General features: G+C 61.1%; 23 protein-coding genes. 12 read left to right on the top strand and 11 right to left on the bottom strand.

Translation table 11 applies throughout. The annotated features are described in order from the left end of the window. Nucleotides 1-17: 17 nt before the first annotated feature. Nucleotides 18-677, bottom strand: coding sequence for a YggS family pyridoxal phosphate-dependent enzyme (locus MNR02_RS00225; RefSeq protein WP_241947657.1), 660 nt, complete (start codon nt 675-677; stop codon nt 18-20). Between the two features lie 232 nt (nt 678-909). Between MNR02_RS00225 and leuS the strand changes: the two genes are divergently transcribed. Genes leuS through holA form a run of 3 tightly spaced genes read left to right on the top strand, consistent with a single transcriptional unit; the run spans nt 910 to nt 5,120 of the window. Continuing rightward, complete coding sequence (gene leuS / locus MNR02_RS00220; protein ID WP_241947656.1) at nt 910-3,567, top strand: leucine--tRNA ligase; 2,658 nt, start codon at nt 910-912, stop codon at nt 3,565-3,567. Next, entirely contained in the window at nt 3,554-4,078 is a 525-nt protein-coding gene (gene lptE / locus MNR02_RS00215) for an LPS assembly lipoprotein LptE (protein WP_241947655.1), read from the top strand. Before leuS ends, lptE begins: the two co-directional genes overlap by 14 nt. A gap of 7 nt (nt 4,079-4,085) precedes the next feature. Beyond that, entirely contained in the window at nt 4,086-5,120 is a 1,035-nt protein-coding gene (gene holA / locus MNR02_RS00210; RefSeq protein WP_241947654.1) for a DNA polymerase III subunit delta, read from the top strand. Nucleotides 5,121-5,135: 15 nt separating this feature from the next. Here holA and MNR02_RS00205 read toward each other — a convergent pair whose 3' ends face one another. The 8 genes from MNR02_RS00205 to hemE all read right to left on the bottom strand — a co-directional run bounded on the left by MNR02_RS00205 (nt 5,136) and on the right by hemE (nt 13,913). Then, complete coding sequence (locus MNR02_RS00205) at nt 5,136-6,026, bottom strand: ParB/RepB/Spo0J family partition protein (protein WP_241947653.1); 891 nt, start codon at nt 6,024-6,026, stop codon at nt 5,136-5,138. A 24-nt stretch (nt 6,027-6,050) separates the two neighbouring features. Next, nucleotides 6,051-6,845 carry a ParA family protein gene (locus MNR02_RS00200; protein ID WP_241947652.1) on the bottom strand — a complete coding sequence of 265 codons (795 nt, stop codon included), beginning with the start codon at nt 6,843-6,845 and terminating at the stop codon, nt 6,051-6,053. A 14-nt stretch (nt 6,846-6,859) separates the two neighbouring features. Continuing rightward, nucleotides 6,860-7,495 (bottom strand): 16S rRNA (guanine(527)-N(7))-methyltransferase RsmG, encoded by a 636-nt coding sequence (gene rsmG, locus MNR02_RS00195; protein ID WP_241947651.1) that lies wholly within the window; start codon nt 7,493-7,495, stop codon nt 6,860-6,862. Continuing rightward, nucleotides 7,492-9,381 carry a tRNA uridine-5-carboxymethylaminomethyl(34) synthesis enzyme MnmG gene (gene mnmG / locus MNR02_RS00190; protein WP_241947650.1) on the bottom strand — a complete coding sequence of 630 codons (1,890 nt, stop codon included), beginning with the start codon at nt 9,379-9,381 and terminating at the stop codon, nt 7,492-7,494. Before mnmG ends, rsmG begins: the two co-directional genes overlap by 4 nt. Before the next feature lie 67 nt (nt 9,382-9,448). Continuing rightward, nucleotides 9,449-10,771, bottom strand: a complete 1,323-nt coding sequence (gene mnmE / locus MNR02_RS00185) for a tRNA uridine-5-carboxymethylaminomethyl(34) synthesis GTPase MnmE (RefSeq protein WP_241947649.1) — start codon at nt 10,769-10,771, stop codon at nt 9,449-9,451. Between the two features lie 119 nt (nt 10,772-10,890). After that, nucleotides 10,891-12,156 (bottom strand): transcription termination factor Rho, encoded by a 1,266-nt coding sequence (gene rho / locus MNR02_RS00180; protein ID WP_134648524.1) that lies wholly within the window; start codon nt 12,154-12,156, stop codon nt 10,891-10,893. A gap of 186 nt (nt 12,157-12,342) precedes the next feature. After that, nucleotides 12,343-12,882, bottom strand: coding sequence for a protoporphyrinogen oxidase HemJ (hemJ, locus tag MNR02_RS00175; protein ID WP_241947648.1), 540 nt, complete (start codon nt 12,880-12,882; stop codon nt 12,343-12,345). Continuing rightward, the gene (gene hemE / locus MNR02_RS00170) at nt 12,879-13,913 is read right to left on the bottom strand and encodes a uroporphyrinogen decarboxylase (RefSeq protein ID WP_241947647.1); all 1,035 of its coding nucleotides are present in this window, start codon (nt 13,911-13,913) and stop codon (nt 12,879-12,881) included. The genes hemJ and hemE overlap by 4 nt, the downstream gene beginning before the upstream one ends. A gap of 406 nt (nt 13,914-14,319) precedes the next feature. Between hemE and MNR02_RS00165 the strand changes: the two genes are divergently transcribed. From MNR02_RS00165 to dnaQ, 5 genes are read left to right on the top strand one after another with little or no spacing between them, the layout of a single operon-like run. Then, a complete protein-coding gene (locus tag MNR02_RS00165; RefSeq protein WP_241600853.1) occupies nt 14,320-15,141 on the top strand; it encodes a pyruvate, water dikinase regulatory protein in 822 nt (273 codons plus the stop codon). A 25-nt stretch (nt 15,142-15,166) separates the two neighbouring features. Further along, nucleotides 15,167-15,766, top strand: a complete 600-nt coding sequence (locus MNR02_RS00160) for a Maf-like protein (RefSeq protein ID WP_241947646.1) — start codon at nt 15,167-15,169, stop codon at nt 15,764-15,766. After that, nucleotides 15,759-16,616, top strand: a complete 858-nt coding sequence (locus MNR02_RS00155) for a shikimate dehydrogenase (protein ID WP_241947645.1) — start codon at nt 15,759-15,761, stop codon at nt 16,614-16,616. Before MNR02_RS00160 ends, MNR02_RS00155 begins: the two co-directional genes overlap by 8 nt. Further along, nucleotides 16,616-17,197 carry a dephospho-CoA kinase gene (coaE, locus tag MNR02_RS00150; RefSeq protein WP_241947644.1) on the top strand — a complete coding sequence of 194 codons (582 nt, stop codon included), beginning with the start codon at nt 16,616-16,618 and terminating at the stop codon, nt 17,195-17,197. Before MNR02_RS00155 ends, coaE begins: the two co-directional genes overlap by 1 nt. Nucleotides 17,198-17,257: 60 nt before the next feature. Beyond that, complete coding sequence (dnaQ, locus tag MNR02_RS00145) at nt 17,258-17,962, top strand: DNA polymerase III subunit epsilon (RefSeq protein ID WP_241947643.1); 705 nt, start codon at nt 17,258-17,260, stop codon at nt 17,960-17,962. 77 nt (nt 17,963-18,039) lie between these two features. On the opposite strand, the gene secB is transcribed toward dnaQ, so the two are convergent. Beyond that, a complete protein-coding gene (gene secB / locus MNR02_RS00140; protein WP_241600848.1) occupies nt 18,040-18,516 on the bottom strand; it encodes a protein-export chaperone SecB in 477 nt (158 codons plus the stop codon). A 70-nt stretch (nt 18,517-18,586) separates the two neighbouring features. Further along, the gene (locus MNR02_RS00135; RefSeq protein ID WP_370879945.1) at nt 18,587-19,045 is read right to left on the bottom strand and encodes an FxsA family protein; all 459 of its coding nucleotides are present in this window, start codon (nt 19,043-19,045) and stop codon (nt 18,587-18,589) included. 143 nt (nt 19,046-19,188) lie between these two features. Here MNR02_RS00135 and MNR02_RS00130 point away from each other — a divergent pair, with 143 nt between their 5' ends. The 4 genes from MNR02_RS00130 to MNR02_RS00115 are packed head-to-tail and all read left to right on the top strand — an operon-like array spanning nt 19,189 to nt 21,942. Then, nucleotides 19,189-19,890: a Tim44/TimA family putative adaptor protein gene (locus MNR02_RS00130; protein WP_241600846.1), complete on the top strand. Its 702-nt coding sequence runs from the start codon at nt 19,189-19,191 to the stop codon at nt 19,888-19,890. A gap of 9 nt (nt 19,891-19,899) precedes the next feature. Beyond that, entirely contained in the window at nt 19,900-21,015 is a 1,116-nt protein-coding gene (locus tag MNR02_RS00125) for a murein transglycosylase A (RefSeq protein ID WP_241947642.1), read from the top strand. After that, a complete protein-coding gene (locus MNR02_RS00120; protein ID WP_241947641.1) occupies nt 21,002-21,568 on the top strand; it encodes a Smr/MutS family protein in 567 nt (188 codons plus the stop codon). The genes MNR02_RS00125 and MNR02_RS00120 overlap by 14 nt, the downstream gene beginning before the upstream one ends. Then, nucleotides 21,565-21,942, top strand: a complete 378-nt coding sequence (locus tag MNR02_RS00115) for a helix-turn-helix domain-containing protein (RefSeq protein WP_241947640.1) — start codon at nt 21,565-21,567, stop codon at nt 21,940-21,942. Before MNR02_RS00120 ends, MNR02_RS00115 begins: the two co-directional genes overlap by 4 nt. Nucleotides 21,943-21,947 lie beyond the last annotated feature (5 nt).

The following is a 21,947-nucleotide window of genomic DNA, read 5'->3' as shown; positions in this document are numbered from 1 at the left end:
TCAGAACGCGGCGTGTCTCAGCGTGTGCCGAAGATCGCCGAACCGACGCGCACACTGGTCGCGCCGAAACCGATAGCGACCTCGTAGTCGCCCGACATGCCCATCGACAGCCGGTCGAGGCTGCAACGGGCGGCGAGCTTGGCGAGAAGCGCAAAATGCGGGCCGGGATTTTCATCCGCCGGCGGAATGCACATAAGGCCCTCGATGGTCAGGCCCAGTTCTTCTCGGCAGAAGGTCACGAAGGAAAGGGTATCATCAGGCGCGATGCCGGCCTTCTGGGGCTCGAGCCCCGTATTGACCTGCACATAGAGCCGCAACGCCCGTCCCTGCCGCTTCATCTCGTTGGCGATGCTGCGCGCGATCTTCTCCCGGTCGACCGTCTCGATCACGTCGAACAGGGCAACGGCATCCGCGGCCTTGTTCGATTGCAAGGGGCCGATCAGGTGCAGCTCGATGCCGGCGGTCTGCGCGCGCAATTCCGGCCACTTGCCCTGCGCTTCCTGCACGCGGTTTTCGCCGAACACACGCTGTCCGGCAGCAATGGCCGGCCGGATCGCCTCGGCATCGAAGGTCTTCGACACGGCAACGAGCGTAACCTGCTCGGGCTTGCGGCCGGCCTCGCTCGCAGCCTTATGCACGCGGCTGCGCACGTCTTCGAGACGGTCCTGAAGTTCCATGATCACTCTCCATCGGCGAAGGCAGGCCGCGCAGACGCAATGGGCAAATCTGCGGAAGCGGCATGCACGGGCATACAGACCCCGGACCTAGCGAAAACGGCACGACTTGCCAAGCGCCGCAAGCCCGGAAAACTTGACGCTTCGGTGGTTTCATGATGAAGGTCTCGACACCATATTCGCAGGGGCGAACCGCCCTCCAAGACTCCCAAAAGACTTCCGGAACATCAAAGACATGGCCACCGAACGTTACAACCCGCGCGATGCCGAACCCCGCTGGCAGGCAAAATGGAACGATGAAAACGTCTTCCTGACCGACAACGACGACCCGCGCGAGAAGTACTACGTCCTCGAGATGTTCCCCTATCCCTCGGGCCGCATCCATATGGGCCATGTGCGCAATTACGCCATGGGCGATGTGGTTGCCCGCTACAAGCGCGCGCGCGGCTACAACGTGCTGCATCCGATGGGCTGGGACGCCTTCGGCATGCCGGCCGAAAACGCCGCCATGCAGAACAAGGTCCACCCCAAGGGCTGGACCTACGAAAACATCGCGACGATGCGCGGCCAGCTGAAATCGATGGGCCTGTCGCTGGACTGGTCCCGCGAATTCGCCACCTGCGACGTCGAATACTATCAGCGCCAGCAGCACCTGTTCCTGGATTTCCTGGAAAAGGGTCTGGTCTACCGCAAGCAGTCCAAGGTGAACTGGGATCCGGTCGATCATACCGTTCTCGCCAACGAGCAGGTCATCGACGGCCGCGGCTGGCGTTCCGGCGCGCTCGTCGAACAGCGCGAGCTGACGCAGTGGTTTTTCCGCATCACCGATTTCAGCCAGGATCTGCTCGATTCGCTGGAGACGCTCGACCAGTGGCCGGAGAAGGTCCGCCTCATGCAGAGCAACTGGATCGGCCGCTCGGAAGGCATGCTGGTCCGCTGGGAAGTGGTCAAGGATGCCAAGCTCGCCGCCGCGGCGCTGAGCGCCGAAGAGCAACTTTCTGCTGAAATCACCGTCTATACGACCCGCCCGGATACGCTTTTCGGTGCATCCTTCATCGCGATCGCCGCAGACCATCCCTGGGCCAAGGCCGCCGCCGCGCAGAATCCGGCTATCGAAGAGTTCGCCGAGGAGTGCCGACGTGCCGGCACGTCGCTTGCCGCGCTCGAAACGGCGGAGAAGAAGGGCATCGACACCGGCATTCGCGTGCGTCATCCCTTCGACCCCGAATGGGAGCTGCCGGTCTACATCGCCAATTTCGTGCTGATGGACTACGGCACGGGCGCCATTTTCGGCTGCCCGTCCGGCGACCAGCGCGACCTGGATTTCGCCCGCAAATACGATCTGCCCGTCGTACCGGTGGTCATGCCGAAGGACGCGGACGCCGCCAGCTTCACCATTGGTGACGAAGCCTATGTCGGCGACGGCATCATGATCAATTCGCGCTTCCTCGATGGTCTCGGCACGAAGGAAGCCTTCGACGAAGTCGCCAACCGCCTCAGCGCCGCCACTCTCGGCAATCGCCCGGTTGGCGAGCGCAAGGTGAATTTCCGCCTGCGCGACTGGGGCATTTCGCGCCAGCGCTATTGGGGTTGCCCGATCCCGGTCATCCATTGCGACGACTGCGGCGTAGTGCCCGTGCCGAAGGCCGACCTGCCGGTGAAGCTGCCTGACGATGTGACCTTCGACAAGCCGGGTAACCCTCTCGACCGCCACCCGACCTGGCGCCATGTCGCCTGCCCGAATTGCGGCAAGAATGCACGCCGCGAGACGGACACGATGGATACGTTCGTCGATTCTTCCTGGTACTTCGCCCGCTTCACCGCGCCGTGGGAAAACAACCCGACCGATCCGGCTGCCGCCAATGCCTGGCTGCCGGTCGACCAGTATATCGGCGGCATCGAGCATGCGATCCTGCACCTGCTCTATTCGCGCTTCTTCACCCGTGCGATGCAGGCCACCGGCCATCTGGACCTCAAGGAGCCTTTCAAGGGTCTCTTCACGCAGGGCATGGTCGTGCATGAAACCTATAGCCGCGGCGACGGCGCCAAGCGCGAATGGGTGACCCCGGCCGAAATCCGCATCGAGGATATCGACGGCAAGCGGCGCGCGGTTCACGTTGAATCCGGCGAAGAAATCGCGATCGGCTCCATCGAGAAGATGTCGAAGTCCAAGAAGAACGTGGTCGATCCGGACGACATCATCGCCTCGTACGGCGCCGATACCGCCCGCTTCTTCATGCTGTCCGATTCCCCGCCGGACCGTGACGTAATCTGGTCGGAAGCCGGCGTCGAAGGTGCGCACCGCTTCGTTCAGCGCGTCTGGCGCCTGCTCTCGGAAGCCGCTCCGGCCCTGACAGCCGCGAAAGGTCGCCCGGGCATGGAAGGAGAGGCGCTGGCCGTCTCTCAGGTCGCACATCGCACGTTGAAGGCCGTACAGGGCGATTATGACAAGCTCGCCTTCAACAAGGCCGTGGCCCGCATCTACGAGTTCGTCAATGCCCTGGCTTCCCCGTTGACGGCTGCTGCTGCCGGCAAGGCCTCGGACGATCTCATCTCCGCCCTGCGTGACGCGGTCGATATCCTGATCCGCATCGTCGCGCCGATGACGCCGCACCTTGCCGAGGAATGCTGGCGCGCGATCGGCGGCGAAGGCCTCATCGCCATGAGCCCATGGCCCAGCTACGAAGAGCGCCTCGTCGCCGAAAACGAAATCACACTGCCCGTACAGATCAATGGCAAGAAGCGCGCAGATTTGACAATCGGCCGCGACGCAGACCAGAGTACGGTCGAGGCGGCCGTTCTCGCCATAGAGGCCGTTCAGGCTGCTCTTGCCGGTCAGCGCCCGAAGAAAATCATCGTCGTACCGCAGAGGATCGTGAATGTTGTTGTCTAACGGAACCGGTTTCTCGCGACTTGGAAAGACCCTCGCCGGCATCCTGCTGCTGGCCGCCGTCGCGGGCTGCCAGGTGCGTCCCCTCTATTCCACAGCGAGCGGCATGGAAGGCAAGCTTGCATCCGTGTCGATCCCGGAGATCAACAACCGCGTCGGGCAGCAGGTTCGCAACGACCTGATCTTCCTCTTTGCCGGTGGCGCAGGCGAGGCACAGAACGCCGCCTATCGGCTCGACCTGAGCGTCAGCGCCGGAACAGGCGGCGTGCTCAACGATCCCGCGACCGACACGATGCGCGCGGGCCGCACGACCGTTTCGGGAACCTTCACCCTGGTGAAGGTCGATACCGGCGAAACGGTCACATCCGGAAAGCGCTCTTCGATTGCCCTCGTGGATTTCCCGAAGCAGGAATTTGCCAAGCTCAGGGCCATTCGCGACGCGGAAAACCGCGCCGCCCGTGAGCTCGCGGAGCTGATCCGCGCCGACGTCGCCACCGCGCTGAGCCGTCGCTGAGCCTGTCATGGCAGAGGTCAAGTCGCACGAATTCGATGCCTTCCTGAAACGGAAGCCGTTACCCGTGCGGCTTTTTCTGATCTACGGCCCGGACAGGGGCCTTGTTTCCGAGCGTGCGGCGGCAATCGCCGCGGCCAGCGGCGTCGATCTCGACGACGCCTTTTCGGTCGTCAAACTCGATGCAGGCGAAATCGGCAGCCACCCAGGACGCCTGATCGACGAGATGAACGCCCTCGGCCTTTTCGGCGGTGAACGTCTGGTCTGGGTGCGGAATGCCGCAAGCGAGAAGGGCATCTCCGACGCCATCGATATCCTTGCAAGCCAACCCCCTGGCCCGTCGACGCTCGTCATCGAGGCAGGTGATCTGAAAAAGGGTTCGGCCGTGCGGAAGGCGGTGGAAACCACATCCCAAGCCGTTGCAATTCCCTGTTACGCCGACGATGGACGCGCGCTCCAATCTTTGATCGATCAGGAGCTTGCCGCAGAGGACTTGCGCATCTCGCCCGCAGCGCGCCAACGCCTCGTCGAAACAATCGGCGGCGACCGGCTGGCTTCCCGCAACGAATTGCGCAAACTCGCGCTCTATTGCCGTGGTCGTGAGCTCATCGAAGAGCAGGATGTCGAGGAAATCGTGGGAGACGCCAGCGCCATCTCCACGGATGACGCGATCGACGCCATTCTGAAGGGCGACAAGGATGGCTTTCTACATGCGATCCAGAAAATCGTGTCATCGAAGACGCCGGTCTTCCTCGTGCTGCAGGGCTGTCTCAGGCAGTTTCAGCTGCTCGAGTTGATGCGCGCGGAGATGGACGAGAAGCGCGCACCGGCCGCCCAGGCTATGGCAACGCTCGGCCGCCATCTGCATTTCCGGCGCAAACCCATCGTGGAGAACGCGTTGAAGACATGGGCTTCGCCCGCGATCCGTCGTGAAACGCAGCGTTTGCAGGCAGCGATCCTGCAAAGCCGCCAGCGGCCCGCGCTGGAAGACACCATTGCCATGCAGACTTTGCTGGCGACGGTACTGCAATCAGCGCGGCGCTGAATCCGGCTAAGAAAGTTACCGACGCTCCAGAAGCCGGCAGATTTCCTCAAGCTGTTCCAGTGTCTTGTAGGAAATCTTCAAATGCCCGCCGCTGCCCTTGTGGTTGACGGTTACGTCAAGACCCAGAACGTCCGACAGTGTACGCTCCAGCGCGAGCGTATCGGCGTCCTTTTCGTCTTTACGCGGCGCCTGGCCGTGGTTTGGATCGTTCTGCGATTTGATGTCGTTCTGCGCCAGACGCTCGGCATCGCGAACCGACATTCCCTTCGCGACAATGGCACGGGCCAGTGCAACGGGATCGGAAGTCGGCACGAGCGCGCGCGCATGACCGGCGGAAAGCGTGCCGGACGCCAGCATCTCCCGGACAGGGTCGGGAAGCTTCAGCAAGCGAAGGCTGTTTGCCACATGGCTGCGGCTCTTGCCGATGATTTCACCGAGATCGTTCTGTGTATAACCGTGATCAGCGATCAGCAGCTCGTACCCCATCGCCTCTTCAAGCGGGTTGAGATCGGATCGCTGCACGTTCTCCACGATGGCGATTTCCAGCGCCGTGCGGTCATCGACATCGCGGATGATGACGGGAATATCGGTCAGGCCCGCAAGCTGCGCCGCGCGCCAGCGTCGTTCACCGGCTATGATTTCGTAACGGTTGTCCGACGTGGTGCGCACGACGACCGGCTGGACGATACCATGTTGGCGGATCGAGGACGCGAGATCCTGAAGTTCCGACTCATCGAAGTAGCGCCGAGGATTGCGCGGATTGCGCCCGACAAACTCGATAGGGACGAGCCGATCCGGGTTGACCGCAGGTGCCGCGCCGATTTCGGCGGCCGGGATCTGGTCCATCTCACCGATCAGGGCGGCGAGTCCGCGGCCAAGCCGCCTCTTTGAGTTGTCTTCATTCATCGATTCTACTCACAGATACGAATGTCAGGCCGCCTTGCGCTGCCTTTCACGCTGAATGACCTCGGAAGCCAGCTGAAGATAGGCCTGACTTCCGGCACATTTGAGATCGTACAAAATGGCCGGTTTGCCATAAGATGGCGCTTCAGACACCCGCACATTGCGGGGGATAAGCGTATGATACACCTTCTCGCCGAGATGTGTGCGAACGTCGTTGACGACCTGTTGGGCCAGATTGTTACGCGAGTCGAACATGGTCAGCACGATACCCTGGATATCCAGGCGCGGATTGACGGTGCGACGCACCTGATCGACAGTTTCCAGCAACTGGCTCAAACCTTCCAGCGCGAAGAACTCGCACTGCAGCGGCACAAGAACCGAATGCGCGGCCGCCAGCGCGTTCATCGTAAGCAAATTGAAGGACGGCGGGCAGTCGACCAGTACGTAAGAGTAAGACATCGCATCGGCTGATGCGAGCGCGCGCTTGAGTCGAAACACGCGATCGTTCTGCTGCGCGATCTCCATTTCGATGCCTAGCAGATCCATCGTCGATGGAATGATCGACAGGTTCGGCACGGCCGTCGCCAGCGCTGTTTCCGCCACACCATGGCTGCCGACCAGAAGATCGTAGGACGACAGCTCGCGATTGCGTCGGTCGATACCAAGACCCGTGCTGGCATTGCCTTGCGGATCCAAGTCGACGATCAGGACGCGTTCGCCGATAGCGGCGAGGGCGGTGGCCAGGTTGATGGCCGTCGTCGTCTTGCCGACGCCACCCTTCTGGTTTGCAATGGTGATGATCCGGTTCTTCTCGCCTATCATGGACGCTGCCAGTCTCACTGAGGTTGTCGCGAAAGCTTTGAAATTTCGAGCACGACAGAATCCGGCTCGACCACACTGGCATGTTTTACCAGATCGAATCTCCAGCGACCATGCGCTTTATCGATCTCGCGTTGGTAATCCCGCCCTTTGTGCAGGAAAAAGGTGAGGTCTGGCTTTCGCTCAGCCCACGGCAGACCGAATTGCAATAGCAGATCGAGATCAGCCAGCGCCCGCGCCGAGATCGCGTCGCAGTCTTCTATAGTAGCGGGCGCATCCTCGATTCGGATGGCGTGAACCGACGCACGAGCGCCGGTTTCCAGGATCGCCGTGCGCAGAAATGCCGCCTTCTTGTTATTGCTTTCAACCAGATGAACCCATCCGTCACCGATCCCGGCCAACAGGATTCCCGTGACAATCCCTGGAAATCCACCTCCGCTCCCGAGATCGGCCCAGGTGTGCGCTCCCGGGCGAAGGGCGTAGATCTGCGCACTGTCGACGATATGCCGGTTCCAGACTTCGGACAGGGTGGAGGGCGCAACGAGATTGATCGTCTTCGCCCATTTCTGGAACAGCGCGACAAAGATCGTCAGTCGCTCTTCAGTTTCACGTGAAACATTGAGGTCGCGTAGAAGTCGGGGAAGTGCACTCATATCTTTGCAGTTCTTTGCGCCGAATCGTTGTCCAGACGCTTGAGATAGGCCAGGAGAAGGGTCAGGGCGGCGGGCGTAACGCCATCTAAGCGCGCTGCCTGCGCAAGATTGGCAGGTCGCGCCACGGTCAATTTATGCCGCAGTTCGATGGAGAGGCCCGGGAGCGTATTGAAATCGAAATCCTGGGGAATCTGCCGCTGTTCTTCCCGACGGGCCTCCGAAATGTCCGCTTCCTGCCGATTCATATAAACCGCATAAGCTGCCTCGATCTCAACCGCCTGGGAGACTCGGCCGGGCACATTTCCAAGAATTTCAGGCCATACGGCTGCGAGACGCTTATAGTCGATGTCGGGATAGGCCAGCAGTTCATAGGCGCTCCGACGGACACCGTCCTGATTGAGACGAATGCCATGGGATGCTGCTTGGTTCGGAGACAGCTTCAATGAGTGTAATTTCTCACGCGTTATCCGCATGTCGTCAGACCAGGATGAAAAACGTACCTCACGCTCCCGGCCGACAATACCAAGCTCGATACCCGAAGGTGTTAGGCGAACATCCGCATTATCCGCGCGCAGCGACAGGCGATATTCCGCGCGCGAGGTGAACATGCGGTAGGGCTCGGTAACGCCGCGTGATGTCAGGTCGTCAATCATCACGCCGATATAGCTGTCCGTCCGGCTGAAGACGTGGCCCTCTCGGCCGGCGGCGCGGCGCGCAGCGTTCAGGCCGGCAACGAGTCCCTGCGCCGCGGCTTCCTCATAGCCCGTGGTCCCATTGATCTGCCCGGCAAGGAAAAGCCCCTCCTGCCGCTTCACTTCAAGTGTCGGGGAAAGTTCGCGCGGATCGACATGATCATATTCGATGGCGTAACCAGGCTGCGAAATCGTAACTGCCTCCAGCCCGGGGATTGTGTGGATGAAAGCAGCCTGCACGTCTGCGGGCAGCGAGGTCGAAATGCCATTGGGATACACCGTGGGATCATCCAGTCCTTCCGGCTCAAGGAAGATCTGATGCCCGTCTCGCTCACCGAACTTGACGATCTTGTCCTCTATGGATGGGCAATAGCGTGGACCGACGCCCTCGATCTGTCCGGAATACATGGCGGATTTGCCGATGTTCTCTTCGATGATCCGATGTGTCGCTGGCGTCGTTCGCGTGACGCCGCACTCGATCTGCCGTGTGGTGATACGGTCCGTCATGAACGAGAAAGGCACAGGATCCTCATCGGCCGCCTGTCGGCCAATCGAAGCCCAGTCAATGGTGCGGCCATCCAGTCGCGCCGGTGTCCCGGTCTTCAGCCGTCCCAACGCCAGGCCAAGGCGTTCGAAGGTCGCTGAAAGCCCAAGAGAAGGGGATTCGCCCACTCGGCCCGCAGGAATCTTTTCGTTGCCGATATGAATGAGGCCGCGCAGAAAGGTCCCGGTCGTCACGACAACCGCTCGACATAAAAGCGATCGGCCATCCTTAAGCGTCAATCCGGCGACGCTTCCCTGATCGATGACAAGATCGAAGGCATCGCCTTCGATGATGTCCAAATTCGCGATGAGGCGTGCCTCATCCTGCATGGCCTCGCGATAGAGCTTTCGGTCCGCTTGGGTGCGGGGCCCTCGCACAGCTGGGCCTTTCCGACGGTTCAACAGGCGGAACTGGATTCCGGCCTTGTCTGCAACACGTCCCATCAGCCCATCGAGTGCATCAACCTCCCTGACAAGGTGGCCCTTACCAAGCCCACCAATAGCAGGGTTGCAGGACATGACACCAATCGTACTCGCTTTGTGGGTGACAAGAGCCGTCGAAGCGCCAAAACGGGCAGCGGCGGCGGCGGCTTCCATACCCGCGTGACCACCCCCGATGACGATGACATCATATGTATCTTTTATAGTCATAGTGCGCCCACCTGTTTCACGTGAAACGCCCGTCGCGACTCGCACACGTTGTACTGTTTCACGTGAATCATTTTCCGATGCAGAATTCCGAGAAAATGACATCGAGCAAATTCTCGACATCCACCCGGCCTGTGATCCTTCCAAGCGCGTGACCTGCCAGACGGAGATGCTCCGCCTGGATATCCAGCCCCGCTGCCGCATTATCCAATGCCGCCTGAATGTGCTGCCGGCACGTCTCAAGGCCAATCCGGTGACGCTCGCGGGTCGGGAGCGCCAACGAGCCGCCTACGTCAAGAGAAGGTAGATGCTCGCTCATCCGGTCGATGAGTTGATCGATACCAACACCAGATTTCGTCGAGATCATAACATTGACCGGGCTATTCGGCAAAGTCTCATCGGAAAGGTCGGTTTTGGTCCGGACCCGGAGAATGGGACCGGTAAAGTTCCCCAACAGTCCAATCCAGTCCGTTGTGTCATTCTCCGACAGCAGAAGAACCAGGTCGGCTTGTTCAAGCGACAGATGGGTCCGGCGAATCCCTTCCCGTTCAACCACGTCATCGGTTTCCCGCAGACCAGCCGTGTCATAGAGACGGACGACGTAACCACCAATATCGAGATCGACGTGCAAAACGTCGCGGGTCGTACCGGGCACATCCGTCACGATCGCTACATCCCGCTGCGCCAAATAGTTGAGAAGGCTGGATTTCCCAGCGTTAGGAGGACCGGCGATGACTACCTTCAGCCCGTCGCGGACAATTTCGCCAGCCCGCGCTCCGCCGATATGGTTAAAAATGTCTTGCGCCAGAATGTGCATATCCGACCAGATAGACGCAGCAACCGAACCGGGAACGTCCTCTTCGTCCGCAAAATCGAGCTCCGCCTCGATCATGGCGCGTGCATAGGTCAATCGTTTCGCCCACGAATCGTACAAGCGGGATAGGCCGCCAGAAGCTTGTTCGGCCGCCAGCCGGCGCTGCATCTCGGTTTCCGCAGCTATAAGATCAGCCAGGCCTTCCACCTCGACCAGATCCATGCGCCCATTGAGAAAGGCCCTACGGGAGAACTCGCCGGCCTCGGCCATGCGTAAGTCGCCTATGGAGCCCAGTTCACCGAGCACGGCGGCAACGGTCGCACGCCCACCGTGAATTTGCAGTTCTGCGCAGTCCTCGCCAGTAAAGGATCTTGGCGCCGGGAAGAACAGCACAAGACCTTGGTCGATTGCTTCACCGTTGCGGTTTCGAATCGATCGCAATGACGCGTGACGAGCAGCTGGTACAGCGCCACAGAGCTGCATCACCGCGGCACGGCATTCCGGCCCACTGATACGGATCACCGCAACGCCTGAAGGCAAACCTCCGCTTGATAGGGCAAAAATGGTTCCAGTGCTCATTTAGACTATTCCGGATACGAATCGACAGAATTCGTTTCGGTCGAGAATCGATATGGCTCTCAAATAAAAATGGTCCCACCATCGGGCGGGACCATTGGAAACAGTCACCTGGGAAAGGATCAGGTGTTCATCGAGTCGAAGAAGTCGCCATTGTTCTTCGTCTGCTTCAGCTTGTCGATCAGGAACTCGATGGCATCGGTGGTTCCCATCGGCGCAAGGATGCGGCGCAGAACAAAGATCTTTTGGAGATCCTGGCGTGGAACCAGCAGGTCTTCCTTGCGGGTACCGGACTTGAGGATGTCCATGGCCGGGAAGATGCGCTTGTCGGCCACCTTGCGATCGAGCACGATTTCCGAGTTGCCGGTACCCTTGAACTCTTCGAAGATAACTTCGTCCATGCGGCTGCCGGTATCGATAAGGGCCGTGGCGATGATCGTCAGCGAGCCACCTTCCTCGATATTGCGCGCAGCGCCGAAGAAGCGCTTCGGACGCTGCAGGGCGTTGGCATCCACACCACCCGTCAGGACCTTGCCGGACGACGGAACGACAGTGTTGTACGCGCGGCCGAGGCGGGTGATCGAATCGAGCAGGATCACGACGTCACGGCCGTGCTCGACGAGACGCTTCGCCTTCTCGATGACCATTTCGGCGACCTGCACGTGACGCGTCGCGGGTTCATCGAATGTGGAGGAAACCACTTCACCCTTCACCGAGCGCTGCATGTCCGTCACTTCTTCGGGACGCTCGTCGATCAGAAGAACGATGAGATAACATTCCGGATGGTTGGCGGTGATCGAATGGGCGATGTTCTGAAGCAGAACGGTCTTACCCGTGCGCGGCGGGGCCACGATCAGGCCGCGCTGGCCCTTGCCGAGCGGCGCTACGAGGTCGATGACGCGGGGCGAAAGGTCCTTGGACGTGGGAATGTCCAGTTCCATCTTGAAGCGCTCGTTCGGATAGAGCGGCGTCAGGTTGTCGAAATGGACCTTGTGACGGATCTTTTCCGGGTCGTCGAAATTGATCGTGTTGACCTTGAGCAGCGCGAAATAGCGCTCGCCTTCCTTGGGTCCGCGGATCGGTCCCTCGACCGTGTCGCCTGTCTTCAGCGAGAAACGGCGGATCTGGGAGGGCGAGATGTAGATATCGTCAGGGCCTGGCAGGTAATTCGCATTGGCCGACCGAAGGAAGCCGAAACCGTCCTGCAGCACTTCGACGACGCCTTCGCCGATGATTTCCACATCCTGAGACGCCAGCATCTTGAGGATGGCAAACATCAGTTCCTGCTTGCGCATCGTGCTCGCGTTCTCGACCTCGAGCGATTCGGCAAAGGCAAGGAGGTCGGTCGGAGTCTTGTTCTTGAGGTCTTGTAGCTTCATTTCGGCCATGAATGGTCCATGCTGCGGGTCATCGGGATGGAAAAAGGCGTGCGGGTCAAGGACGAACTGCGAGGGGAAGAATGCAGTTCACTGAACGAATACACATGCCACGAAAGATGAGATGCGCGGAAAATAGCGGTTCCGGCGCGTGCTCGCAAGGGGGCTTTGGAATTTCGTCCGATTTGTCGCGGCCGCTCACAAAGGTTTGACGACGACCATGATCACGATGAGGACCATCAGCAGCGCCGGCGCCTCGTTCCAGAGACGCCACTGACGGCCGGTCCTGCGGTTCCTGTCCTCGGCGAAGGCCTGGACGGCACGGCCGTAAAATTCGTGCACGCCGCTTAAAATTACCACGAAAGCGAGCTTGGCATGCAGCCAGCCGCCCTGGAAACCGTAGACCGACCACGCGAGATAGAGGCCAAGCAGCCACGAAAGCGCCATGGCTGGCCGCATGATCGTGACGAACAGCCGTTTTTCCATCACCTTGAAGGTTTCCGACTGCGCGGAACCAACGGGCGCATCGGTGTGATAGACGAACAGACGCGGCAGGTAGAGCAGACCCGCCATCCAGGAGATTACCGCCACGATGTGCAGCGCCTTGATCCAGAGATAGAGATCGTCGGGCGGAAAAAGCACGAGCAGACCGGCCACGACGGCGAAGACTGCCAGGGCCGCTGCGGCACGAAGCCGTGCGCGGCGTCCGGCACCTTCGCTTGTCTGCCTCTCGGTCACTGCGCTTCTCCCCGTACCCGCGCCACCAGCCGCGTCACGTTTTCCGGGTCGGCCTGCGGCGTGATGCCATGACCGAGATTGAAGATCAGGGGGCCGTTGCCGAGCGCCTGGAGAATGGCATCGATGCCTTCGTCGAGCGCATTTCCACCCGCCACGACCCGCATCGGATCGAGGTTGCCCTGTACCGGCCCGTCCTTCTGCAATTCTGCCGCAAAGGACAGCGGCACGGACCAGTCGAGACCGATTGCATCCGCCAGCGTCTGTTGCCGATACGTTTTCAGGAGCAGGCCCGCTCCCTTGGCAAAGGCGATGATCTTGGCCTGCGGCCGCCGCGCCCTGACCGACTGGATGATACGCCGCACAGGCCGGATGGCATAGTCGGCAAATTCCTTTTCGCCGAGAACTCCCGCCCAGGAATCGAAGATCTGAACGGCATCGGCACCGGCGTCGATCTGCGCCACCAGATAATCGGCCGAGAGATCGGCAAGCAGATCGAGCAGATGTGCGAAGGCCTTCGGCTCGCGATAGGCAAACAGCCGCGCCGGCGCCTGGTCCGGCGTCCCGTGTCCGGCGATCATGTAGGTCGCAACCGTCCAGGGCGCGCCGCAGAAGCCAAGCAGGGCGGTTTCTGCGGGAAGGGCCTGCCGGATGCGGCTCACCGCTTCGATGACGGGCGTCAGGTGCTGCTGCACGCCGTCCTGCTTCAGGGCGAAGATGCCGTCGGGATCGATCGGATCGAGACGGGGTCCATGGCCTTCCTCGAAGCGAACATTCCGATCGAGCGCATCGGGAATGACGAGAATATCGGAAAACAGGATCGCTGCGTCAAAACCGTAACGACGGATCGGTTGGAGCGTAACTTCCGTCGCCAGCTCCGGCGAATAACAGAGATCGAGGAAACTTCCTGCCGCAGCGCGCGTTGCACGGTATTCCGGCAGATAACGGCCGGCCTGACGCATGAGCCACAGGGGAGGGGGGGAGATCGTCTTCCCATTCAGGACTTCGACGATCTTCCGGTTTTTCGCAGACACCTGAGGGGTTCTCCCAATAAAGAAATAATCTCTTTGAAGAGGTTTCTATTTCTTAGAGTCGGTGACTATCAAGGATTAAATCCCGTCCACACAAAGCCAGCCTCTTCCGTTGCCATTCCGAAAACCCGAAGCAATGGCGCGAAATGTGACGGGAAAACCGGGAAAAGCGGATTCGTTCTTTGGAATCAAAAGGATTGCTCGTGCCCCGAAAAACGGCTGCCTGTGGATAGGCTGTGGGAAATCGCGACACTATGCCATGGCCATGAGTCTTATCCACATGCTGCCTCGATCTGTCTCCCGCCGACCGCCAATTGTGGAAAAGTCGGCACTTATCCCCTTGCCTCCGTCCGCCTGCCGTTCTTAGCTCCGTTTTGTCCCGCGTCATCAACAGGGGGCGGAGGATAATGTGGACAGCAGCAAGAACTACTTTCATTTGCACCTGATTTCGGACTCGACGGGTGAAACGCTGATTGCTGCCGGCCGGGCGGCGGCGGCGCAATTCCAGTCGTCCCAGGCGCTGGAGCATGTCTATCCGCTGATTCGCAATCGCAAGCAGCTCATGCCGGTGCTCGAGGCCATCGATGGCGCGCCCGGCATCGTGCTCTACACCGTCGTCGACCGCGAGCTTTCCGAGATTATCGACCAACGCTGCCGGGAGATGGGCGTGCCGTGCGTTTCCGTGCTGGAACCGGTGATCGATCTCTTTCAGTCGTATCTCGGCGCGCCGTCGCGCCGTCGCGTCGGGGCGCAGCATGTGATGAATGCGGATTATTTCGCACGGATCGATGCGCTGAACTTCACGATGGACCATGACGACGGACAGTTGCCGCTCGATCTGGAGGAGGCTGATGTCATCCTCATCGGCATCAGCCGAACGTCGAAGACGCCGACCAGCATCTATCTGGCCAACAGGGGCATCAAGACGGCGAATGTACCGATCGTGCTCGGCGTGCCCCTGCCCGAACGCCTGTCGGAGGCGAAACGCCCGCTGATCGTCGGTCTCATTGCCACCACCGACCGGATCGCCCAGGTGCGGCAGAACCGGGTTCTCGGCCAGACCCAGGATTTTCGCGGTGACGACTATATCGACCGCGCGCAGATTTCCGAGGAGCTGAAATATGCGCGAGCGATCTGCGCGCGAAATAACTGGCCGATCATCGACGTCACCCGCCGCTCGATCGAGGAAACGGCCGCTGCCATCGTTGCTCTTCGCCCCAAGCTTCGGTAACGCGGAAGAGTAACGGGAGATTGTCATGACGCCGCCCCTCATCCTTGCTTCGCAAAGTCCCTTTCGCCGCATGCTGATGGAGAATGCCGGCCTTGCCTTCACGGCCGAGGCTGCGACCATCGATGAGCGCGCCGCAGAAGCAGCGCTTGCTGCAAGCAATCCGACGCCGCAGGCGATCGCGGAGGCGCTTGCCATTGAAAAGGCGTGCGACGTGTCCGGCCGCAATCCCGGTGCGCTGGTCATCGGCTCGGACCAGACCCTTTCGCTGGAAGGTCGCGTGTTTCACAAGCCTGCCGACATGGGGGAAGCGAAGTCGCATCTTTCCGCCATGTCCGGCCGTACCCATTCGCTCAACTGCGGCATTGCCCTCGTGCGGGATAGGACAGTGCTGTGGCGCCATGTTTCCGTCGCGCACCTGACGATGCGGCCGCTGTCGTCCGATTTCATCGACCGCCATCTCGCCCGCGTCGGAACCCGTGTTCTGGCCAGTGTCGGCGCTTATCAGCTGGAAGGCGAGGGTGTGCAGCTCTTCGAGCGCATAGAGGGCGATTACTTTACGATCCTCGGCCTGCCGTTGCTTCCGTTGCTGGCTAAACTTCGCGATCTGGATGCCATCGATGCATGATTCACGTGAAACATTTCCCCGCCGCGCCTTCGTCACGGGCTATCCGGTCAAACACTCGCGATCGCCTCTGATCCACCGTCACTGGCTGGAAAAGCTTGGTCTTGCGGGAAACTATACGCGCCAGGAAGTCGAGCCTAATGAGTTCGCCGGCTTTATATCGAAGCTGAAGAGCGGTGAATCCGGCTTCATAGGGGGGAATGTCACCATCCCGCACAAGGAGCTGGCCTTCCAGCTGGCCGACAGGCCGGCTGCGCTGAGCGAGGAGCTCGGCGCGGCCAATACGCTGTGGCTCGACGATGGCCAGCTGCACGCCACCAATACGGATGGCTACGGTTTCCTCGCCAATCTTGATGCGCTGGCGCCGGGTTGGGACAGGACGGACCGCGCCGTGGTTCTGGGTGCCGGCGGTGCCAGCCGGGCGATCATCCAGGCGGTGCGCGATCGCGGTGTGGGGGAGATCCATGTGCTGAACCGCACCGTGCCGCGCGCGCGCGAACTGGCCGACCGGTTCGGGCCGCGGGTTCATGCGCATGCCATGGAAGCGCTGAGCGAGGTCTTGCGCGAGGCAGGGCTTTTCATCAACACCACGTCGCTTGGAATGGAAGGAGAGCCGGCGCCGGATTTCGATTTCTCGCCGCTGGCGGCCGGCGCGGTGGTGACGGATATCGTCTATGTGCCGCTTGTAACGCCGATCCTGCGGCAGGCGCAGCAGCAGGGTTTTGCGACCGTCGACGGGCTCGGCATGCTGTTGCACCAGGCAGTCCCGGGTTTCGAAAAGTGGTTCGGCGTGCGTCCTGAGGTGGACGAGACGCTGCGCGATATCGTGCTCGCCGATATGGACGCGCACTGATGATCGTTCTGGGGCTGACCGGATCGATCGGTACGGGAAAGTCGACGACGGCTGCGATGTTCCGCGAACTGGGCGTTCCCGTGCATGACGCGGACGCGACCGTGCACGACCTTTATATGGGGGAGGCCGTGCAGCCGGTGGCGGCGCGTTTTCCCGGTGCACTGAAGAATAGTGTAATAGACCGCAAGGCGCTGTCGGCCATTCTTGCCGGGGCGCCGGAAGGGTTTCGCGATCTGGAGGCGATCATTCATCCGCTTGTGCGGGCACGCGAGACGGCATTTCTGGCCACCGAGCGGGCGAAGGGATCAGCCCTTGCGGTACTCGATATCCCGCTGCTTTATGAAACCGGTGGCGAAGCGCGGGTGGACAAGGTTGTCGTCGTAACCTGCGATCCGCAGACGCAGCGCGCACGTGTCCTTGCCCGCCCGGGCATGACCGAGGAAAAATTCCAGCTCATTCTGTCGCGCCAGATGCCTGATTCAGAGAAGCGCCGGCGGGCCGATTTCATTATCGATACGGGCCGGGGGCTTGAAGCGGCACACAAACAGGTGGAAGAGGTGATTGCGGAAATCACATCCTAGATGTGAAACCGCCTGCGTGCCGGATGGCACGGCCAAGACTTTGAAAGGACGACGGGACGGATGCGCGAGATCATCTTCGATACGGAAACCACCGGCCTCGACAACAAGCTCGACCGCATCATCGAAATCGGCGGCGTGGAACTGGAGAACCATTTCCCGACCGGCCGCACGCTTCACATCTTCATCAATCCGGGCGACCGCAAGGTTCATCCCGATGCGCTTGCCGTGCACGGCATCACCGACGAGTTTCTGAAAGACAAGAAGCCGTTCGCCGAGGTGGCGGAAGAGATCACCACGTTCTTCGCCGGCGCTCGCTGGGTGGCGCACAATGCCAATTTCGACATGGGCTTCATCAACGCCGAGTTCGAACGGCTCGGCATGCCGCCCATCTCCATGGAATATGTGACGGATACGCTGGCGCTCGCTCGCCGCAAGCATCCGATGGGCCCGAACTCGCTGGATGCGCTTTGCCGACGCTACGGCATCGACAATTCGCACCGCACGAAGCACGGCGCGCTTCTAGACTCCGAGCTTCTCGCCGAAGTCTATATCGAGATGATCGGGGGCCGGCAGGCCGCGCTCGGTCTCGGTAGCGCAGAGAACGGCCGAAAGACCCTGGTCGAAGCGGACGATGACATCATCCAGCCGCTCGGCGTGCGGCCCAACCCGCTTGCCCCCCGCCTTTCGGATGAAGAACGCGCCGCCCATGCCGCCATGGTGCAGAAGATGGGCGACAAGGCCATCTGGGCGAAATACGGCGATTGAATCCGGCTCACGACAGATAAAAGAAAACGCCCGGCCACATCGTGACCGGGCGTTTGTGTCTGTATGGTCTGGCCGGATTAGTTCGGCTGGACCTTTGCCTTGACCTGTTCTTCGGCCATGCGCTGGGCAAACATCTGCGCGAAATCGATCGGGTCGATCATCAGGGGCGGGAAGCCGCCGTTGCGGGTGGCGTCGGAGATGATCTGGCGGGCGAACGGGAACAGCAGGCGCGGGCACTCGATGAAGAGAACCGGCAGCATGTGCTCCTGCGGGAAGCCCGTGATGCGGAACACGCCGCCATAGGACAGTTCGGCGTTGAAGAGCACCTTGTCGCCCTCCTTTGCTTCTGCATTCAGCGAAAGCACGACGTCGAAATCGGATTCGGCCAGCGGGTTGGCGTTGACATTGACGCTGATGTTGATCGCAGGGGCCTTGTCACGGGCCTGGAGCGAGCGCGGGGCACCCGGATTTTCGAAGGAGAAGTCCTTCACATACTGCGCAAGGATGTTGAGCGAGGGGTTCGCGGCGTCGTTCTGGGTGGCTGCGTCAGTCATGGAAATATCCTCGGGGACTCTGGAAAGTCAGGCCATCTAGCATTTCGGCCATGGCCTTACAACCCTCGGCTCAGGGCCGGCCGTCGCGATGGAAGTCGCCCTGATCGAGGTCAATGGTGCGGTCCGGCTCGGTTTGCGGCCGTGCGCCGCCCTGCATATTGCCGATATCCACGACAACCATGTTGCGCATCAGTCTGTTCCATAGAAAGGTCCGCACGGGCGGAAGAAACAGCGCCAGCCCGACGATATCGGTGAGAAAGCCGGGAATGATGAAGAGGATGCCGGCAATCAGGATCATCGCGGCATCAAGCAGTTCCTTGCCGGGCGCGCGGCCCTGCTGGCCGGACTGGCGAATGCGGGTGAGCACACCGAACCCCTGGATACGCATCAGCAGGATTCCGACCACCGCGGAGAGCACGACGAGCCCGAGTGTCGGCATCAGCCCGATGCGCCGTCCGACCAGAATGAAGCAGGCGATTTCCGCCAGCGGCAAGAGAAGAAAGAAGAATGCAAAGAGAAGTCTCAACATGGTCTCCAGTGTCGCATAGATTTCCGCCAGCCGATACCGCGCGCAAATGGCTCGCGCATTCACGTCATCGCCATTTGAATGATCCGCCGTTGCGGACTATATGGGGAAGATAACTAAAAACAGGAACCGGCAGCGGATCGATAATGGGCTCATTCGACTTTGTAACGATTTTCTTCCTCGTGGCTGCGGTGGTGATCTTTCTCCAGTTGCGCAGTGTGCTTGGCCGCCGCACCGGTAGCGAGCGCCCGCCGTTCGATCCGTATAGCAAGCGGGAAGGCGTGGAGCCGGCAGATTCGGCCGATCGCGGCAAGGTCGTGACCCTGCCGCGGCGGGATCTCGACGAGGATGAAAACCCCTACGCCGCCATCGATGCCTATGCCGCACCGGGCACGCCGCTCAACGAGCCGCTGCGGGCACTCGCCAAGACCGACCCGTCCTTCGAGCCGAAGAAATTCGTCGATGGCGCGCGCATGGCCTACGAGATGATTGTCGTCGCTTTCGCCGATGGCGACCGCAAGACGCTGAAGAACCTTCTCTCCCGCGAGGTCTATGAAGGCTTCGATGCTGCGATCTCCGAGCGTGAGAGCAAGGGCGAGGTCGTTCGGTCCTCGTTTGTCGGCATCGAGAAGGCCGATATCGTCGGCGCCGAGGTCAAGGACAGCGAAGCCAACATCACGCTGCGCATCATCAGCCAGCTGATTTCCGCCACCTATGACAAGGACGGCAAGCTGGTCGAGGGTGATGCGGACACGGTGGCCGAGGTCAACGACCTCTGGACCTTCGCCCGCGATACCCGCTCGCGCGATCCGAACTGGAAACTGATTGCCACAGAATCGGAAGGCTGAGCACGCGTCATGGACTACCGTCTGGTTCCGGCCCGGTTTTCCGCGATTCCCGGCTGGGGCGAGGACGATCCGACACCGCTGATGGCGGCCATGCGCCGCTGTCGCGACCATATCCGCGACATCAAGCCCTACAAGACAGGCTCGCTCGGCATAACCGCCGGCGAGCTTTTGTCCTTGCTGGATGCGGCGGCCGCTGAAGACCCGCAGGGGCCCGCCGACGTGCGGGCCTTTTTCGAGGCACACACCGTTCCCTTCCTCATCGAGAAGGTGGATGGCACGCCCGGCTTCGTCACCGCTTTTTATGAGCCGGAAGTGGCCGTGCGCGCCGCGCCGGACGCGGAGTATCGCTATCCGTTCTATCGTCGGCCGGACGATCTGGTCGATATCGATGACGACAATTGTCCCGCGGGATTTCCGGCCGGCTATGCCTTCGGCCTTCGGACCGAGGACGGGATCGTCGAGCATCCGGATCGTGGCGAGATCGAACGCGGTTTTCTTTCGGGACGCGGCTTGGAAATCGCCTATGCCCGCTCCAGGGTCGATGTGTTCTTCGCGCATGTGCAGGGCGCAGCGCGGCTCGTCTATCTCGATGGAACGCTCAAGCGCATCACCTATGCCGGTAAGTCGGGCCATCCCTTTTCACCGATCGGCAAGCTGCTTATCGATCGCGGCGAGATCGATGCGGCAACTGTCTCGATGGCCTCGATCCGTGACTGGCTCGCCCGCAACGAAGATCAGGTCGATGCGGTTTTATGGCACAATCGCTCCTTCATCTTCTTCAAGGAGGCCGCAGTCGACGATGTTGAACTCGGGCCGATCGCCGCGGCCAAGGTGCCGCTGGTCGCTGGCCGCTCGCTTGCGGTCGACCGGATGATTCATACCTTCGGCCTGCCCTTCTTCATCTCGAGCGACAGCCTCACCCATATGGACGGCGGCAAGCCGTTCCGGCGGCTGATGCTGGCGCTGGATACCGGCACGGCGATCGTCGGGGCGGCGCGCGGTGATATCTTTACGGGATCGGGCGATGCGGCGGGTGCGCTGGCGGGCCATGTGCGCAACGCCGCGACCTTTCATATTCTCCTCCCCCGGGCGGCAGCGGAGCGCTACCTGCATGCCGAAGGATAAGAACCTTTCCAGCGAGGATCGCATCCTGTGGGGCAAGGTGGCGCGCAGCACGCGCGCCATGCCGGGCAAGCTCGATGCGTTGAGCGAATTCGAGGCTGCCTTCATCGAGACGGTCGAAGAGAATCCGGTCTCCAAACCGAAAAAGGCGAAAGCCGAGAAGCCTGCCGCCGAAGGTATCGCGCTCAGCATCGGCCGCGGCAAGGAGACGAGGCACCATCCGCTGGAGCTTCCCGTCAAGCGCAAGATCGCCAAGGGCCGCCTGGCGCTGGAGGCGCGCATCGACCTGCATGGCATGGTCCAGAGCGAGGCGCATGGCTTTCTGCTCGGCTTCCTCATCCGGGCGCATGAGCGCGGGATGCGCCATGTGCTCGTCATCACCGGCAAGGGCACGTCGCTGGGCAGCGACGGCGCGCTGAAGCGGGCGGTGCCGCTCTGGTTCTCCCTGCCGGAATTCCGGCCGCTCATCTCGTCCTATGAGCCCGCCGCCCGCAACCATGGCGGCGATGGCGCGCTCTATGTCCGGCTCGCCCGCCAGCCGGGAGAGAAGCGATGACCACGCCCTTCGGCAAGGCCGTGCGGCACCTGCGCGACCGCAAGGGCGTCTCGCAAAAGGAAATGGCGGCAGCACTCGGCGTGAGCCCCGCCTACCTTTCGGCGCTGGAACACGGCAAGCGCGGCACGCCGAGCTTCGATTTCCTCCAGCGCGTCGCCGGCTACTTCAACGTCATCTGGGATGAGGCGGAAGAACTGTTCCGCATTGCGCAGATTTCCGACCCCCGTGTGGTGGTGGATACATCGGGTCTTCCGCCCGAATACACCGCCTTTGCCAACCGGCTTTCTGCCGAGATCCGCGATCTGCCGCCCGCGACTGTCCGCCGTCTGGCGGGTATTCTCGAAAAAGCGTGCAATTCCCGGGTAAAACCCTGAAGATA

It is taken from the genome of Shinella sp. H4-D48 (assembly GCF_022637395.1).
Lineage (GTDB): Bacteria > Pseudomonadota > Alphaproteobacteria > Rhizobiales > Rhizobiaceae > Shinella > Shinella sedimenti.
This window is presented reverse-complemented; position numbering and strand designations above follow the sequence as displayed.

Bases quoted from the DNA above. Each gene is read 5' to 3' on its own strand.
- MNR02_RS00225 (WP_241947657.1), bottom strand. From the start codon at position 677: ATGGAACTTCAGGACCGTCTCGAAGACGTGCGCAGCCGCGTGCATAAG.
- leuS (WP_241947656.1), top strand. From the start codon at position 910: ATGGCCACCGAACGTTACAACCCGCGCGATGCCGAACCCCGCTGGCAG.
- lptE (WP_241947655.1), top strand. From the start codon at position 3,554: ATGTTGTTGTCTAACGGAACCGGTTTCTCGCGACTTGGAAAGACCCTC.
- holA (WP_241947654.1), top strand. From the start codon at position 4,086: ATGGCAGAGGTCAAGTCGCACGAATTCGATGCCTTCCTGAAACGGAAG.
- MNR02_RS00205 (WP_241947653.1), bottom strand. From the start codon at position 6,026: ATGAATGAAGACAACTCAAAGAGGCGGCTTGGCCGCGGACTCGCCGCC.
- MNR02_RS00200 (WP_241947652.1), bottom strand. From the start codon at position 6,845: ATGATAGGCGAGAAGAACCGGATCATCACCATTGCAAACCAGAAGGGT.
- rsmG (WP_241947651.1), bottom strand. From the start codon at position 7,495: ATGAGTGCACTTCCCCGACTTCTACGCGACCTCAATGTTTCACGTGAA.
- mnmG (WP_241947650.1), bottom strand. From the start codon at position 9,381: ATGACTATAAAAGATACATATGATGTCATCGTCATCGGGGGTGGTCAC.
- mnmE (WP_241947649.1), bottom strand. From the start codon at position 10,771: ATGAGCACTGGAACCATTTTTGCCCTATCAAGCGGAGGTTTGCCTTCA.
- rho (WP_134648524.1), bottom strand. From the start codon at position 12,156: ATGGCCGAAATGAAGCTACAAGACCTCAAGAACAAGACTCCGACCGAC.
- MNR02_RS00160 (WP_241947646.1), top strand. From the start codon at position 15,167: ATGACGCCGCCCCTCATCCTTGCTTCGCAAAGTCCCTTTCGCCGCATG.
- MNR02_RS00155 (WP_241947645.1), top strand. From the start codon at position 15,759: ATGCATGATTCACGTGAAACATTTCCCCGCCGCGCCTTCGTCACGGGC.
- coaE (WP_241947644.1), top strand. From the start codon at position 16,616: ATGATCGTTCTGGGGCTGACCGGATCGATCGGTACGGGAAAGTCGACG.
- dnaQ (WP_241947643.1), top strand. From the start codon at position 17,258: ATGCGCGAGATCATCTTCGATACGGAAACCACCGGCCTCGACAACAAG.
- secB (WP_241600848.1), bottom strand. From the start codon at position 18,516: ATGACTGACGCAGCCACCCAGAACGACGCCGCGAACCCCTCGCTCAAC.
- MNR02_RS00135 (WP_370879945.1), bottom strand. From the start codon at position 19,045: ATGTTGAGACTTCTCTTTGCATTCTTCTTTCTTCTCTTGCCGCTGGCG.
- MNR02_RS00130 (WP_241600846.1), top strand. From the start codon at position 19,189: ATGGGCTCATTCGACTTTGTAACGATTTTCTTCCTCGTGGCTGCGGTG.
- MNR02_RS00125 (WP_241947642.1), top strand. From the start codon at position 19,900: ATGGACTACCGTCTGGTTCCGGCCCGGTTTTCCGCGATTCCCGGCTGG.
- MNR02_RS00120 (WP_241947641.1), top strand. From the start codon at position 21,002: ATGCCGAAGGATAAGAACCTTTCCAGCGAGGATCGCATCCTGTGGGGC.
- MNR02_RS00115 (WP_241947640.1), top strand. From the start codon at position 21,565: ATGACCACGCCCTTCGGCAAGGCCGTGCGGCACCTGCGCGACCGCAAG.